Origin of the sequence: Aeromonas sp. R4-2 (assembly GCF_040908295.1) — a bacterium.
GTDB lineage: Bacteria > Pseudomonadota > Gammaproteobacteria > Enterobacterales > Aeromonadaceae > Aeromonas > Aeromonas veronii.
The window spans coordinates 132,258-145,667 of sequence record NZ_JBFODL010000016.1 but is presented as its reverse complement, the minus strand read 5'-3'; the positions used below and the strand labels follow the sequence as shown (position 1 = coordinate 145,667).

15 protein-coding genes are annotated in these 13,410 nt (G+C 60.5%); 9 read left to right on the top strand and 6 right to left on the bottom strand.

Going from position 1 to position 13,410, the window contains the following annotated elements:
* Nucleotides 1–43: 43 nt before the first annotated feature.
* A complete protein-coding gene (locus tag AB5Y99_RS15510) occupies nucleotides 44–418 on the bottom strand; it encodes a YacL family protein (protein ID WP_031227767.1) in 375 nt (124 codons plus the stop codon).
* A 209-nt stretch (nucleotides 419–627) separates the two neighbouring features.
* Between AB5Y99_RS15510 and AB5Y99_RS15505 the strand changes: the two genes are divergently transcribed.
* From AB5Y99_RS15505 to AB5Y99_RS15475, 7 genes are all read left to right on the top strand, one after another.
* The gene (locus AB5Y99_RS15505; RefSeq protein WP_139442973.1) at nucleotides 628–1,743 is read left to right on the top strand and encodes a sugar diacid recognition domain-containing protein; all 1,116 of its coding nucleotides are present in this window, start codon (nucleotides 628–630) and stop codon (nucleotides 1,741–1,743) included.
* 118 nt (nucleotides 1,744–1,861) lie between these two features.
* Nucleotides 1,862–3,124: a GntP family permease gene (locus tag AB5Y99_RS15500; protein WP_005340326.1), complete on the top strand. Its 1,263-nt coding sequence runs from the start codon at nucleotides 1,862–1,864 to the stop codon at nucleotides 3,122–3,124.
* 9 nt (nucleotides 3,125–3,133) lie between these two features.
* Entirely contained in the window at nucleotides 3,134–4,267 is a 1,134-nt protein-coding gene (locus AB5Y99_RS15495; protein WP_106843880.1) for a glycerate kinase, read from the top strand.
* A 232-nt stretch (nucleotides 4,268–4,499) separates the two neighbouring features.
* Nucleotides 4,500–5,063: an NnrU family protein gene (locus tag AB5Y99_RS15490; protein ID WP_042053314.1), complete on the top strand. Its 564-nt coding sequence runs from the start codon at nucleotides 4,500–4,502 to the stop codon at nucleotides 5,061–5,063.
* Nucleotides 5,064–5,121: 58 nt separating this feature from the next.
* On the top strand, nucleotides 5,122–5,658 hold the full coding sequence (locus AB5Y99_RS15485; RefSeq protein ID WP_076495785.1) for a glutathione peroxidase: 537 nt from the start codon (nucleotides 5,122–5,124) through the stop codon (nucleotides 5,656–5,658).
* Nucleotides 5,659–5,740: 82 nt separating this feature from the next.
* Nucleotides 5,741–6,676, top strand: a complete 936-nt coding sequence (locus AB5Y99_RS15480) for a LysR family transcriptional regulator (protein ID WP_005340335.1) — start codon at nucleotides 5,741–5,743, stop codon at nucleotides 6,674–6,676.
* A gap of 182 nt (nucleotides 6,677–6,858) precedes the next feature.
* The gene (locus AB5Y99_RS15475; RefSeq protein WP_204481545.1) at nucleotides 6,859–8,055 is read left to right on the top strand and encodes a NupC/NupG family nucleoside CNT transporter; all 1,197 of its coding nucleotides are present in this window, start codon (nucleotides 6,859–6,861) and stop codon (nucleotides 8,053–8,055) included.
* Between the two features lie 103 nt (nucleotides 8,056–8,158).
* Here AB5Y99_RS15475 and AB5Y99_RS15470 read toward each other — a convergent pair whose 3' ends face one another.
* The 5 genes from AB5Y99_RS15470 to AB5Y99_RS15450 all read right to left on the bottom strand — a co-directional run bounded on the left by AB5Y99_RS15470 (nucleotide 8,159) and on the right by AB5Y99_RS15450 (nucleotide 11,155).
* Nucleotides 8,159–8,578, bottom strand: a complete 420-nt coding sequence (locus tag AB5Y99_RS15470) for a DUF4426 domain-containing protein (RefSeq protein ID WP_279460390.1) — start codon at nucleotides 8,576–8,578, stop codon at nucleotides 8,159–8,161.
* A 43-nt stretch (nucleotides 8,579–8,621) separates the two neighbouring features.
* The gene (gene yggU / locus AB5Y99_RS15465) at nucleotides 8,622–8,924 is read right to left on the bottom strand and encodes a DUF167 family protein YggU (RefSeq protein WP_279460391.1); all 303 of its coding nucleotides are present in this window, start codon (nucleotides 8,922–8,924) and stop codon (nucleotides 8,622–8,624) included.
* Nucleotides 8,924–9,475 (bottom strand): YggT family protein, encoded by a 552-nt coding sequence (locus AB5Y99_RS15460; RefSeq protein WP_005340343.1) that lies wholly within the window; start codon nucleotides 9,473–9,475, stop codon nucleotides 8,924–8,926. Before AB5Y99_RS15460 ends, yggU begins: the two co-directional genes overlap by 1 nt.
* Nucleotides 9,476–9,486: 11 nt before the next feature.
* Nucleotides 9,487–10,311, bottom strand: a complete 825-nt coding sequence (gene proC / locus AB5Y99_RS15455; protein WP_236323104.1) for a pyrroline-5-carboxylate reductase — start codon at nucleotides 10,309–10,311, stop codon at nucleotides 9,487–9,489.
* A 142-nt stretch (nucleotides 10,312–10,453) separates the two neighbouring features.
* Nucleotides 10,454–11,155, bottom strand: coding sequence for a YggS family pyridoxal phosphate-dependent enzyme (locus AB5Y99_RS15450; RefSeq protein WP_368210068.1), 702 nt, complete (start codon nucleotides 11,153–11,155; stop codon nucleotides 10,454–10,456).
* A 39-nt stretch (nucleotides 11,156–11,194) separates the two neighbouring features.
* Between AB5Y99_RS15450 and tapT the strand changes: the two genes are divergently transcribed.
* Nucleotides 11,195–12,229 carry a type IVa pilus ATPase TapT gene (gene tapT / locus AB5Y99_RS15445; RefSeq protein WP_005340354.1) on the top strand — a complete coding sequence of 345 codons (1,035 nt, stop codon included), beginning with the start codon at nucleotides 11,195–11,197 and terminating at the stop codon, nucleotides 12,227–12,229.
* A 28-nt stretch (nucleotides 12,230–12,257) separates the two neighbouring features.
* Nucleotides 12,258–13,367, top strand: a complete 1,110-nt coding sequence (gene tapU, locus AB5Y99_RS15440; RefSeq protein ID WP_005340356.1) for a type IVa pilus ATPase TapU — start codon at nucleotides 12,258–12,260, stop codon at nucleotides 13,365–13,367.
* Nucleotides 13,368–13,410 lie beyond the last annotated feature (43 nt).

The window sequence follows — 13,410 nt, the reverse complement described above, 5'->3', positions numbered from 1 at the left end:
GTTGAGTTAGGCAAAAGGGCACATTTGCCCGACATTGGGTCAATCAGCCCATATCCTCGTTACGGATAAAGGCGCGCCAGGAGCCGAGCACCTGGGCAAAATCTTCCAGCCCGCACATGGCCAGCTGTTCATCATCGTAGTAGGCGAGATCGTCAAGATCCTCACCCAGCTCGATATTGAGGGCGTTGGCTTTCACCTCCGCCTCTTCATGGGTCAGCAGCAGGGAGTAGTCACCGCCGTTGAGCCGGTATTCGACTCGGGTGCGGTTGGAGAGCTGATCAATGATGGAGAAGAGCTCGTCGAGCTTCTCCTCATCCTTGCCAACCTCGTCGATCAGCCACTGACCGATGGCTTCATGGCCCATGGAGAACCGGGCGCGATAGCCACCAAACGGGTCGCGGCGAAATTCATAATCCATAGCACAGTCCAGATCGGAGGGATGGGCCATCACGGGCAGGCGGGTGCAAGCACGCAATTCCTGCTCCATGGCGGGGCACACATCGGGTAAAGTGGCCTATTCTAGCGATCCCCCTCTCGCTTGTCTTGATGATGTGGCATCTTTGCGCCCATGTGCTCTGAATCGCCCCGTGGTGGCGCTGCCAGATCAGCCCCTTGTCCGGAGATGTTATGCAGCTAAACGATAACCTTGCCCGCCAGATCGTCGCACGGGCGATGAAGATCCTCTCCTTTTCGGTCAACGTGATGGACGAACATGGCCTCATCATTGCGTCCGGCAATCCGGAGCGGATCCATCAGCGCCACGAAGGGGCCGTGCTGGCATTGACCGAAAACCGGGTGGTGGAGATCAGCGAAGCGACAGCCCTGCAGCTCAAAGGGGTGCGACCCGGCATCAATTTGCCCATCTCCTATCAGGGGGAGCTGATCGGGGTGATCGGCATTTCCGGCGATCCGGAGGAAGTGCGTGCTTACGCCGAGCTGGTGCGAATGACGGCAGAGCTGATCCTGGAGCAGGCGGCGCTCACCGAGCAGTTGCAGTGGGACAAGCGCCACAAGGAGGAGCTGGTGTTGCAGCTAATTCGGGGCGAGGGGCGAGTCGATCAATTGCAGCAGGCGGCCCGCTTTCTCGGGCTGGAGTTGGCCCAGCCTCGGGTGGTGGCCGTGCTGGCGCTGGAGGAGGCGGATCCGGCGCGTCTGCGAGAGCTGGTTCATCAGCTGGAAAATCCGGAGCGGGACAATCTGGTCGCCATCAACGGGCTCGACGAGATAGTGGTGCTCAAACCGGCGCAATTGAGTGAGGGCGTCTGGCAATCGGCGCAGGAGCGCAGCCGGATCAAGCAACTGCTGGCGCGGATTCCCCACTTCAAGGTGCATATCGCGGTGGGCGATTACTTCGCCGGGATCGACGGGCTGGCTCGCTCTTATCAGACGGCGCGCGATACCCTGCGCCGTGGCATGCGCCAAGCGCCGCGCAAACAGGTCTACTTCTTTGAGGATTACCGTTTGCCGGTGCTGCTCGGCAGTCTGGCGGACTCATGGCAGGCGGATCAGCTGCGCACACCGCTGCAGAAACTGGCCCGGGAAGATGGCAAAGGGGCGCTGCAGAAGACCTTGCGCCACTATTTCTTGCAGGATTGTGATCTGCATCGCTGTGCCGAAGCCCTGTTCATTCACCCCAATACCCTGCGCTATCGGCTGGGGCGGATAGAGCAGATAACCGGGTTGAATTTCAACAAGTTAGACGACAAATTTTTGCTCTATCTCGGCCTTAATCTCGACTTGTGATTGTGAATTTAGACAAAAAAATACATTTACATGATGTGATTTTTGGCTATTCAGCCAAAGCATTCTGATTGCAGATCTCCATAATGGCGGCCATTTACTCCCATTGAAGGTGTCCGTCATGATCCCGGTTACAGCCCTTGGCGCCATCGCGGCGCTCTCCATCGCCATCATCCTCATTTTGAAGAAGGTGCCGCCCGCTTACGGCATGATCGTGGGTGCCCTTGCCGGTGGCCTGATTGGCGGTGCCGATCTGACCCAGACCGTCGCCCTGATGATCGGCGGTGCCCAGGGGATCACCACAGCTGTGATGCGGATCCTGGCGGCCGGTGTACTGGCGGGCGTGCTGATCGAATCGGGTGCGGCCACCACTATCGCCGAGACTATCGTCAAGAAGCTGGGTGAAACCCGCGCCCTGCTGGCACTGGCGCTGGCGACTCTGATCCTGACTGCGGTCGGCGTATTCGTGGATGTGGCCGTTATCACGGTCGCCCCCATCGCGCTGGCCATTGCCCGCCGTGCCGACCTCTCCAAGGCGGCCATCCTGCTGGCGATGATCGGCGGCGGCAAGGCGGGTAACGTCATGTCCCCCAACCCCAACGCCATTGCCGCGGCTGATGCCTTCCATCTGCCCCTGACCTCAGTTATGGCTGCGGGCATCATTCCGGGTCTGTTCGGTCTGGTGATGGCCTACTGGCTGGCCAAGCGGCTGAACAACAAGGGCAGCAAGGTTGCTGCTGATGAAGTGGTGAGCTTTGCCGGTGCCAAGTTGCCGGGCTTTGCCGCCGCCATCAGCGCGCCGCTGGTCGCCATCCTGCTGCTGGCCCTGCGGCCGGTCGCCGGTATCGTGGTGGATCCGCTGATTGCACTGCCGCTCGGTGGTCTGGTTGGTGCCCTGATGATGGGTAAATTCAGCAAGGTGAACCAGTTTGCGGTCTCCGGCCTCGCCCGTATGGCGCCGGTTGCCATCATGCTGCTGGGTACCGGTACCCTAGCGGGCATCATTGCCAACTCCGGCCTGAAAGATGTGCTGATCAGCGGCCTGACCGCCTCCGGTCTGCCTTCTTACCTGCTGGCGCCTATCTCCGGTGCCCTGATGTCGCTGGCAACCGCCTCGACTACCGCCGGTACCGTGGTGGCCTCCAACGTATTCAGCTCCACCCTGATTGAACTGGGGATCAGCAGTCTGGCCGGGGCGGCGATGATCCATGCCGGTGCCACCGTGTTTGACCACATGCCCCACGGCTCCTTCTTCCACGCCACCGGTGGCAGCGTCCACATGGGGGTGGGGGAGCGTCTGAAACTTATCCCTTACGAAACTGCAGTCGGTCTGACCATTGCCACTGTCTCCACCCTGATGTTTGGCGTGTTTGGCCTCGCCTAAGGAATTGATATGAAAATTGTTATTGCCCCCGATTCATTCAAGGAGAGTCTGAGCGCCATGGCGGTGGCTGATGCCATCGAGGCTGGTTTCAAACAGGTGTTGCCGAACGCCACCTACGTCAAATTGCCGATGGCCGATGGCGGTGAAGGTACGGTGCAATCGCTGGTGGATGCCACCGGTGGCCGCATCCTGCCGGTCGAAGTGACCGCCCCCCTTGGCAACAAGGTTCAGGGCTTTGTCGGTCTGCTGGGTGATGGCGAGCGCGCCGTCATCGAGATGGCCGCTGCCTCCGGTATCCATCTGGTGGCGCCCGAGCAGCGCAATCCGTTGCTCACCTCCAGCTTCGGCACCGGCGAGCTGATCCTGGCCGCGCTGGAGATGGGGGTGAAGCACCTCATTCTCGGTATCGGCGGCAGCGCCACCAATGACGGCGGTGCCGGCATGATCCAGGCGCTCGGCGGCAAGCTGCTCAAAGCGGATGGCTCTGCCATCGAGTTGGGCGGCGCAGGTCTCAGTGAGCTCGCGACCATCGATCTGAGCAGTCTGGATCCGCGTCTGAGCGATCTGGTTATCGAGGTGGCGTGCGATGTGAACAACCCGCTGTGCGGCCCGAAAGGTGCCTCCGCCGTGTTTGGCCCGCAAAAGGGGGCGACTCCAGAGATGGTTGTCGAACTTGATGCCAACCTCTCCCGTTATGCCGACTGCATCGAGCAGGCGCTCGGCAAGCAGGTGAAGGATATTCCGGGGGCGGGTGCTGCCGGTGGCATGGGGGCCGCGCTGGTCGGTCTGCTTGGCGCCGAACTCAAGCCTGGCATCCAGATCGTCATCGAAGCGTTGAAACTGGCCGAGGAAGTGGCCGATGCGGATCTGGTTATCACCGGCGAAGGTCGTATCGACAGCCAGACCATCCATGGCAAGACGCCAATCGGTGTCGCACGTTGCGCCAAGCAGTTCGGCAAGCCGGTGATCGGCATCTCCGGTTGCCTGACCGACGATTGCGGTGTGGTACACGATCACGGGCTGGACGCGGTATTCGCCGTGGTCAACCGCGCCATGTCTCTGCCGGAGGCGCTGGAGAGCGCCAGCACCAATATTCAACTCACTGCGCGCAACGTAGCGGCGCTCTATCAGCTCAAGGGCTGATCCGGTTCGGCCGATGCGCCCCATCGGCCACTCAATATCCCCGTTTGGGGCATCTCCCATCCCGCGAGATGTCTGACTGCCCTGGCACTTATTTGCCGATCCATCGTGATCGGCTCTTTTCTTTCTGTTCCTTTGTCTTGCCACACTTTTGACTCCATGGGTCAGCGCGGTTTTGATAGGCGCACATCTCCCTTTACGGCATAGTGGTCGTACCAAGTACAAGGAGAGACTCATGTTCCTGCTGACCCTGGGGGTTGCGCTGTTTACCCTGATCCATCTCTACCCCTGTTTTGCGGTGGCCCATCGGGCGCGGCTGCGCGAGCGGCTGGGTGAGAATCGCTACAAGGGGCTCTTCTCCCTGCTGGTGTTTGTCGCCATCGCCTGCATCATCGCCGGTTGGCGCTCGGCCAGCTCGCTGCCGCTCTACTTCCTGCCGGATTGGGGGCCGATGACCATGACGGTGATGATGCCCTTTGCGCTGATCCTCTTCTTCTCCGGCCAGGGGCCCAACCATCTGCGCCGTTGGCTGGTGCATCCCCAACTGCTCGGTACCCTGCTCTGGGCGGTGGCCCATCTGCTGGTCAACAGCGAGGCGCGATCTCTGGTGCTGTTTGGCGGCATCGGGCTCTGGGCGCTGGTGAGCATGGTCTGGATTTCGGTGCGGGACTGGCAGCGATATCCCCGTCCGGCGGCCAACTGGACTGGCACCGGCATCAGCGTCGGGGCGGGCCTGGCTGCCACCGCGCTGCTGGTGTTCTGGGGCCACGGCTGGCTGACCGGCATTCCCCTGCATTGAGAGTGAACTGCGGCTCTGGTAACCGCGTATGATGGACAAAACAAAAGGAGTCTTGGCGATGAAATGGTTCACTCTGTTGCTGTTATTGGGGGCCGGAGCGGCCTCTGCGGCGTGCCCCGATTATTTCAATGTGGAGATGCGGGAGCTAAACAACTCTCAGCGCCATAACCTCTGTCAGCTGACCGAGGGCAAGGTGGTACTGGTAGTCAATACCGCCTCCTACTGCGGCTACAGCGGCCAGTTCCGCGATCTGGAGCAGCTCTACCAGAGCTACAAGGATAAAGGGCTGATTATTCTGGGCTTTCCCTCCAACGACTTCTGGCAGGAGGCGGGCAACGAGACCAAGACCGCCGAGGTATGCCGCCGCGACTATGGCGTCACCTTCCCGATGTTCAATCGGGTAGCGGTGCGGGGCTCCGATGCAGTGCCACTGTTCAAGGGGCTGGCGGCGGCCGCTGATGGGGATGAGCCGAACTGGAACTTCCACAAATATCTGGTGGGGCGGGATGGCAAGCTGATCGCCAGCTACGGCGCCAACCAGAATCCGGCTGACGACCCCCTCAAACTGCAGATCACCCGGGCGCTGGGGCTCTGACCCTACCCCTTGGCGGGCGGCTCTGGAATAATGGGCTCCCGCCACTCAATCCGGTTATCCTGTGCTGCAACGTCTTCCTCAAATGGTGATCTTCGATGCGCTGGTGCGCGAGCAGGGGATCTCTGCCGCCGCCCGTCGTCTCGGGGTCTCCAAATCCCATATCAGCAAGCAGCTGGCGCTGCTGGAGACCACCCTTGGCGCCCAGCTGGTGCAGCGCACCACCCGCCGCTTCGTCCTGACCGAGCTGGGTCAGGAGTATGCCCGTCACTGTCATGCGCTGGTGGCGGTGGCGCAGGAGGCTGACTCCATGATCGCCGAGCGGCGTGGCAAGGTGAGTGGCGTGCTCCATCTCGGGGTGGGCCAATCTTTTGGCCGCTTGCACGTCATTCCTCATCTCAAGGCGTTTCAGGATCGCTATCCCGAGTTGGAGCTGGAGGTCTCGCTGTTCGACCACAGAACCAATCTGGTGGATGAGGGGCTGGATCTCTGGCTCACCACCTATGAGGACAAGCCGGAAGGGCTGGTGGGACAGCGGCTGGCCGACATTGGCTTCGTGGTGGCGGCTTCGCCGGATTACCTGCTGAGCCACGGCACGCCGCTTCATCCCAAGGATCTGGCCCAGCACAACTGCATCACTTACCAGAGTCGGGAGCGGCGCTATCACCAGTGGTCGTTTCGCCAGGGCAAGGAGCGCCAGACGGTGCAGGTGGCGGGCAACTATCGGGTGGATATGGCGGAGGCGGTGCGGGATGCGGCACTGGCCGGGCTCGGCATCGCCTATATCGCCAACTACTTGCTGGACAAGGAGTTACAGAGCGGCAAGCTGATCCCGGTGTTGCCAGGGTGGCGACCGAACCAGCAGATGGCGGTACACGCCGTTTATGCCCGTCGCGAACATCTGGATCCCAAGATCCGTCTCTTCATCGATTTCCTCAAGGCCCGCTTTGGCCCTGAACCCTATTGGGAGCAGCGACTGGCCCCCTGGCTCGGGGGGAAATTGTCCGGTGGTGAGGAATGATTGTTTCCATTTAAGAACTCTCGATTTCTCCTGATACTAAAATCGAACCAAATCAGCCAGTTGGCGCAACCGATATCGTGCAAACGTTTTTTCTAACAGGGTTGTAACCAAGCGGACTTGCAGTGACGTGGGGAGAGGCGCAGAATCCGCGCCCATCTTTTGCCCCACCTGATGGAGTCCCTATGATTGCCCTGCTCGGCATCCTGAGTATCCTGGCGCTTGCCGTCATCTGCTCTGATAATCGTCGTCGTATCCCGTTGCGAACAGTTGGTCTTGCCCTCTGCCTGCAAGTCATGTTTGCCGGTCTGGTGCTCTGGCTGCCTGCCGGTCAGCACGTGCTGAACGGGGTCAGCGAGAGCGTAAGCAGCGTGATCGGTTATGGTCAGGAGGGGATCGCCTTCCTGTTCGGTGATCTGGCCAAGTTCAAGCTGGGCTTCATCTTTGCCTTCAACGTGTTGCCGGTCATCATCTTCTTCTCCGCGGTGATCGCCATCCTCTATCACATCGGCATCATGCCGCGGGTGATCGCCCTGCTGGGTGGTGGTTTGCAGAAGCTGCTGGGCACCGGCCGTGCCGAGAGTCTTTCCGCGACCGCCAACATCTTCGTCGGCATGGTGGAAGCGCCGCTGGTGGTCAAACCCTACCTCTCCAAGATGTCCGATTCCCAGTTCTTCGCTGTGATGAGCTGTGGTCTCGCCTCCGTCGCCGGTGGCACCCTGGTAGGCTATGCCAGCCTCGGGGTTGAGCTGAAATACCTGATCGCTGCCGCCTTCATGTCGGCCCCTGCCGGTCTGGCGATGGCCAAAATCTTGGTGCCGCCGGGAGCTGAAGAGGTCGATCACCATCAGGATGTCGAGATCCCCCGCGCCACCAACGTGATCGAAGCGGCGGCCGATGGCGCCATGTCTGGCCTCAATATCGCGGTGGCGGTCGGTGCCACCCTGTTGGCCTTCGTTGGTGTGATCGCCATGCTCAATGGTCTGCTGGGTTGGGCTGGTGGTCTGGTAGGGCTGGATCTGAGCTTCCAGATCATTCTGGGCTGGCTGTTTGCCCCCATCTCCTGGCTGATCGGTGTGCCCTGGGATCAGGCGCAAGCCGCTGGCGCCCTGATCGGCACCAAGATCGTGGTCAACGAGTTCGTCGCCTTTATCGGTCTGGTGCAGGATCAGACCCTGAGCGAGTCGAGCAAGGCCATCGTGACCTTCGCCCTGTGCGGCTTTGCCAACATCTCCTCCATGGCGATCCTGATCGGCGGTCTGGGCTCCATGGTGCCGGAGCGCAAATCCTTCATCGCCCGTTACGGCATGCGCGCCATTCTCTCCGGCGTGCTGGCGAACCTGATGAGCGCCTGTCTGGCCGGTCTGTTCCTCGCCCTGTAACAAGACGGCGGCACGGACTGAATGCAACAAGGGCGCCCTGATGGCGCCCTTGTCATATGGATAACATGAAGCCCCGGCCTTGGTCGGGGCTTCATTTTGGTACTTAGTCGACGTAGAAGGTCTGCTGGAAGCTGAGGTTCTGTTGCTGCCCGCCGCCCATGATCTTCAGGGTGAACTGATAGGTGTCTTCGTTGCGGTAGGGGAGGGCCGCCAGATAGTAGATGGCATCCCCCTCTTTTACCTCCTGAAAGTTCAGGGTGCGGATGGTACCGGTCAGGTTCTTGGCCTCACCGGTGATCCCCACGGCTTGCGCCACTTTCTGCTTGTCCTGTACCGCGATATTGATGATGGCGTTGTAGCGGCTGCGCTCCAGTCCATACGCCTTGGCGACCTCGGGGGTGAGGAAGCTGGAGTTGAAGGCGTTGTAGTGCACCAGCCAGGGCCCCAGCTCCTTCATCTGTTCTGCCTTGAGCGGCAGGGTCATCAGCAGTGCCAGCAGGCCACTCATCCAGGCTGTTTTCATCTGTCATCCCTCTCATATCTACGGTTGGCGCAGGCCGATTCATTCAGCCTTGCGTGTCATTCAGCAGCGCACTCACTTCTTGCGGCAACTGTTTGGGGCTGTCGATGGCGACGGTTTTGTGTCGCCCCAGCTCGCCCCGCACTATGGTGATCTGTCCCTTGGCCACCTTGAACTGCTTGGCCAGAAACTTGATCAGATGGCTGTTGGCCTGGCCATCAACCGGCGGCGCCGTGATGGCCACTTTCAGCTCTTCGCCATGCAATCCGATGATCTGATCCCGACTCGCCTTGGGCTGGATCACCAGATGCAGTACCAGTTCATTCCCTTGTTGCAGGACGGCTGGCATCAAATCATCCACCACAGCTGGCCAAACAGGTCACCCAGCAGGTAGTTGATGGCTTGCAGGCCGATAAAGGCGACCAGCACCGAGAGATCCAGTCCGCCCAGTGCCGGCAGTACGCGGCGGATAGGGGCGAGGAAGGGCTCGGTCAGCTGATGCATCACGTATTCGATGGGGTTGCGGCCCTGGCTGACCCAGCTCAGGATGGCGCGGATCAGCAGTACCCAGAAGATCATCGAGCCCGCTTTTTTCAGCACAGTCAGCGCGGCGAACAGGCTGATGCTGAGCCAGTCCGCCAGCAGTACGTTCATGCTCTTGAGCAGGGCCAGCTTGAGGAAGGCGACAGCCAGCGCCAGCACCACGGAAGCGAGATCGATGCCGCCAAAGCCCGGGATAACGCGGCGCAGCGGGATCACCAGCGGATTGGTCAGCTTGACCACCATCTGGCTCATCGGGTTGTAGAAGTCGGCGCGGGCCCACTGCAGCCAGACGCGCAGCAGGATCACCATCAGGTAGAGATCGAAAACGGTGTTAATCAGAAAGTAAGCAGTGTTCATCTGGGCTCCTGTTAGAAGAGGGTTTCCATTTCGGTGGCACGAGCGACGGCCGCCTGCATGGCTTGCGCAGTCAGCGGCATCAGCCCCTGCTGCTGGAATGTCTTGATGGCTTCGGCTGTGGTGCCGCCCTTGCTGGTGACCTGCTCACGCAGAGTCTGCAGCGCCAGCTCCGGGTTTTGCTCCACCATGGCGGCTGCGCCCAGCGCGGTCTGCTGCACCAGCAGGCGAGCCTGATCGGGCGAGAAACCCATCGCCTCCGCCTCTTCGGCGATCGCCTGCATAAAGAGGAAGAAGTAGGCCGGAGCACTGCCCGCTGCGGCGATGACGCCGTTGATGCCGGACTCCTGCTCTACCCAGAGGGTCTTGCCGACCGCCTGCATCATCTGCTCGGCAAACTCGCGATCCACGGCGGCAATATGTTCGGGTGCATAGAGGCCGGTCATGCCCAGACCCAGCAGGGCCGGGGTATTGGGCATGGTGCGGATGATGCGGTCGTGGCCACCGGCCATCTCGCCAAGGCGCGCAACCTTGATACCGGCCGCGATGGAGATGAGCAGCTTGCCCTCAAGGGATCCCAGCTCTTCAACCAGCGCGGCCAGCATGCCGGCCATCAACTGCGGCTTGACCGCCAGCACGATCACTTCGGCGTCACGGGCCGCCTCGGCATTACTCTGGGTGATGCGAATGCCATGTTCGCTCGCCAGCGCCTCCAGCTTGGGCTGGCTCGGGTTGGCAGCAGTGATCTGCCCGGCGGGATAACCCGCCTTGACCAGTCCGGCGATGATACTGCGGCTCATGTTGCCCGCGCCGATAAAGGCCAGCGTTCTATGCTGCATCAGATGCTCCTGTTGCACATGGGGTCGCGGCGGGGTGGGTGCTGCCTGCACCACCTGACGCCAGAATTCGGTGTTCCATCAAACGCTCCTGTTGATGAAGTCGTGGCAAGAGGCGGACGTATGGGTTATCCGCTGGCCTTGCCTATGAGTAGTCACGGGCGCCGAAGATGGCGGTGCCGACCCGCACCATGGTGCTGCCGTGGGCTATCGCCAGTTCAAGATCCTCGGTCATCCCCATCGAGAGGGTATCCACAGTGGGGTATTGTCGCGCAAGCTCGGTGAACAGAGTCTGCATACGGGTCATTTGGGCGGCCAGTACGCTCTCGTCACTGGTGTGTTCGGGAATGGCCATCAGCCCCCGCAGCACCAGTCGGTCACTGTGGGAGACCAGCTCGGCAAGGCGGAAAATCTCTTGTTCCGACGTTCCGGATTTGCTGCTCTCTCCGCTAATATTGATTTGCAGACAAACATTTAGCGGTGCCATGCTGGCGGGACGCTGGTTGTTGAGGCGGTCGATCAGCTTGTCCCGATCCACGCTCTGCACCCAGTCAAACCGTTCGGCGACCAGTTTGGATTTGTTCGATTGCAAAGGGCCGATAAAGTGCCACTCTATGTCGCTATATTCCGGCTGCTGGCGCAAGGTATCGATCTTGGCCGCTGCTTCCTGAGCGTAGGATTCGCCAAAGCAGCGCTGACCTGCGGCATGGGCGGCCATGATGGCCTCGACAGGTTTGGTCTTGCTCACGGCCAGCAGGCGGATCTGCTGCAGGTTGCGGCTCGCTCGTTCGGCGGCTTGGGCAATACGTTCCTTTACCTGAAACAGGTGCTGGGCAATCTGGTTCATATTTCGTTAGTGATCTTGTGATGGGAGAATGACAAGTCTATGGATATCACAGAGTTATTGGCTTTCAGTGTAAAGCATAAAGCCTCGGATCTACACCTCTCGGCCGGGGTTCCCCCGATGATCAGGGTTGATGGTGAGGTTCGCAAGATCAATTTGCCCGCCCTGGAACACCGGGAAGTGCATGCCCTCATTTACGACATCATGAACGACCATCAGCGCAAGGAGCTGGAGGAGAACTTCGAGGTCGACTTCTCGTTCGAGGTGCCCAATCTGGCCCGTTTCCGGGTCAACGCCTTCCAGCAGGCGCGCGGCTCGGGCGCGGTATTTCGTACCATCCCCAGCACGGTGCTGAGCCTCGAGGATCTCGATGCGCCGGAGATCTTCCGCAAGATCGCCGAGTTCCCGCGGGGTCTGGTGTTGGTGACCGGCCCGACCGGTTCCGGTAAGTCGACCACCCTGGCGGCCATGGTCAACTACATCAACGAGAACTTCCATCACCATATCCTCACCATCGAAGACCCCATCGAATTCGTCCACGAGAACAAGCGCTGTCTGGTGAACCAGCGGGAAGTGCACCGTGATACCAAGAGCTTCAGCAACGCCCTGCGCTCGGCACTGCGGGAAGACCCGGACATCATTCTGGTGGGCGAGATGCGCGACCTTGAGACCATTCGTTTGGCCATGACCGCCGCCGAAACTGGCCATCTGGTGTTTGGCACCCTGCACACCTCGTCGGCGGCCAAGACCATCGACCGTATCATTGACGTCTTCCCCGGCGCGGAGAAGGACATGGTGCGTTCCATGCTCTCCGAATCCCTGCGGGCAGTTATCTCCCAGACCCTGCTCAAGCGTATTGGCGGTGGCCGGGTTGCGGCCCACGAGATCATGATGGGCATTCCGGCGGTGCGTAACCTGATCCGGGAGGACAAGATTGCCCAGCTCTACTCGGTGATCCAGACCGGGATGACCCACGGCATGCAGACCATGGATCAGAGCCTCAAGCAGCTGGTTAGTCGTGGCGTGGTGGCATCCCTTGATGCCAAGGCCAAGGCCGTCGATCCCAACAGCATTTAAGAGACTCGCACCCAGGGAGGGATAGATGATGAATCTGGATGATCTGCTGAGCGAGCTGGTCGAGCGAAAGGGATCGGATCTGTTTGTGACGGTGGGCTCGCCGCCCACCCTCAAGGTGAATGGCCATCTGGTGTCGCTGGGTGGGGAGGCGCTCGACAAGAAGGGGGCGCTGACGCTGGTCAGGGATACCCTCAGCAGCGATCACTTCGAGCGCTATATCCGCACCAAGGAGGCCAACTACGCGATCTATCGCGAGGCGCTTGGTCGTTTTCGGGTCAGCGCCTTCTGGCAGCAGGAGCTGCCCGGCATGGTGGTGCGGCGTATCGAGACCCGCATTCCCACCTTTGAAGATCTGCAGCTACCCAAGATCCTGCAAGAGGTGGCGATGGCCAAGCGGGGGCTGGTGCTGTTTGTCGGCGCCACCGGGGCGGGCAAATCGACCACCCAGGCGGCGATGATTGGCTATCGCAACCAGCATGCCGATGGTCACATTCTGACGGTGGAAGATCCGGTGGAGTTCGTCCATCAGCATGGTCGTAGTCTGGTGACCCAGCGAGAGGTGGGGATCGACACCGAGTCGTTCGATGTGGCGCTGAAAAGTTCGTTGCGTCAGGCGCCAGACGTGATCCTGATCGGCGAGATCCGAAGTCAGGAGACCATGGAATTTGCCCTGCAGTTCGCCGAGACAGGACACCTTTGTCTCGCCACTTTGCATGCCAACAATGCCAACCAGGCGCTGGATCGCATCCTCCATCTGGTGCCGCAAGACAAACACCGCCAGTTCCTGTTCGATCTCTCTTTCAACCTCAAGGCCATCGTCGCCCAGCAGCTGGTGCCGAGTATGGATGGCAAGCGGCGCTGCGCTGCGTTCGAGATCCTGCTCAATACCCCGCTCATCACCGACATTATTCGCAAGGGAGAGATGCATCGCCTCAAGGAGGTGATGACCAAATCCACCGAGCTGGGTATGCAGACCTTCGATCAGGCGCTTTTCAGCCTGTTCTGCGCCGGCCAGATTGGCTACAGTGAGGCACTCGCCCACGCCGATTCGGCCAACGACCTGCGACTGCTGATCAAGCTCTCCGGTCGCGAGCGGCTCGGTACCGGTACGCTGGACAATGTGACGCTGGATGAATGAATCATGGGGCCGCTCTGCCGTTCGGCCCCTCGCCATAAAGGAA

What these genes read in the sequence shown, in the direction of transcription:
- AB5Y99_RS15510 (WP_031227767.1), bottom strand. Translation starts at nt 418, where the DNA reads ATGGATTATGAATTTCGCCGCGACCCGTTTGGTGGCTATCGCGCCCGG.
- AB5Y99_RS15505 (WP_139442973.1), top strand. Translation starts at nt 628, where the DNA reads ATGCAGCTAAACGATAACCTTGCCCGCCAGATCGTCGCACGGGCGATG.
- AB5Y99_RS15500 (WP_005340326.1), top strand. Translation starts at nt 1,862, where the DNA reads ATGATCCCGGTTACAGCCCTTGGCGCCATCGCGGCGCTCTCCATCGCC.
- AB5Y99_RS15495 (WP_106843880.1), top strand. Translation starts at nt 3,134, where the DNA reads ATGAAAATTGTTATTGCCCCCGATTCATTCAAGGAGAGTCTGAGCGCC.
- AB5Y99_RS15490 (WP_042053314.1), top strand. Translation starts at nt 4,500, where the DNA reads ATGTTCCTGCTGACCCTGGGGGTTGCGCTGTTTACCCTGATCCATCTC.
- AB5Y99_RS15485 (WP_076495785.1), top strand. Translation starts at nt 5,122, where the DNA reads ATGAAATGGTTCACTCTGTTGCTGTTATTGGGGGCCGGAGCGGCCTCT.
- AB5Y99_RS15480 (WP_005340335.1), top strand. Translation starts at nt 5,741, where the DNA reads ATGGTGATCTTCGATGCGCTGGTGCGCGAGCAGGGGATCTCTGCCGCC.
- AB5Y99_RS15475 (WP_204481545.1), top strand. Translation starts at nt 6,859, where the DNA reads ATGATTGCCCTGCTCGGCATCCTGAGTATCCTGGCGCTTGCCGTCATC.
- AB5Y99_RS15470 (WP_279460390.1), bottom strand. Translation starts at nt 8,578, where the DNA reads ATGAAAACAGCCTGGATGAGTGGCCTGCTGGCACTGCTGATGACCCTG.
- yggU (WP_279460391.1), bottom strand. Translation starts at nt 8,924, where the DNA reads ATGCCAGCCGTCCTGCAACAAGGGAATGAACTGGTACTGCATCTGGTG.
- AB5Y99_RS15460 (WP_005340343.1), bottom strand. Translation starts at nt 9,475, where the DNA reads ATGAACACTGCTTACTTTCTGATTAACACCGTTTTCGATCTCTACCTG.
- proC (WP_236323104.1), bottom strand. Translation starts at nt 10,311, where the DNA reads ATGCAGCATAGAACGCTGGCCTTTATCGGCGCGGGCAACATGAGCCGC.
- AB5Y99_RS15450 (WP_368210068.1), bottom strand. Translation starts at nt 11,155, where the DNA reads ATGAACCAGATTGCCCAGCACCTGTTTCAGGTAAAGGAACGTATTGCC.
- tapT (WP_005340354.1), top strand. Translation starts at nt 11,195, where the DNA reads ATGGATATCACAGAGTTATTGGCTTTCAGTGTAAAGCATAAAGCCTCG.
- tapU (WP_005340356.1), top strand. Translation starts at nt 12,258, where the DNA reads ATGAATCTGGATGATCTGCTGAGCGAGCTGGTCGAGCGAAAGGGATCG.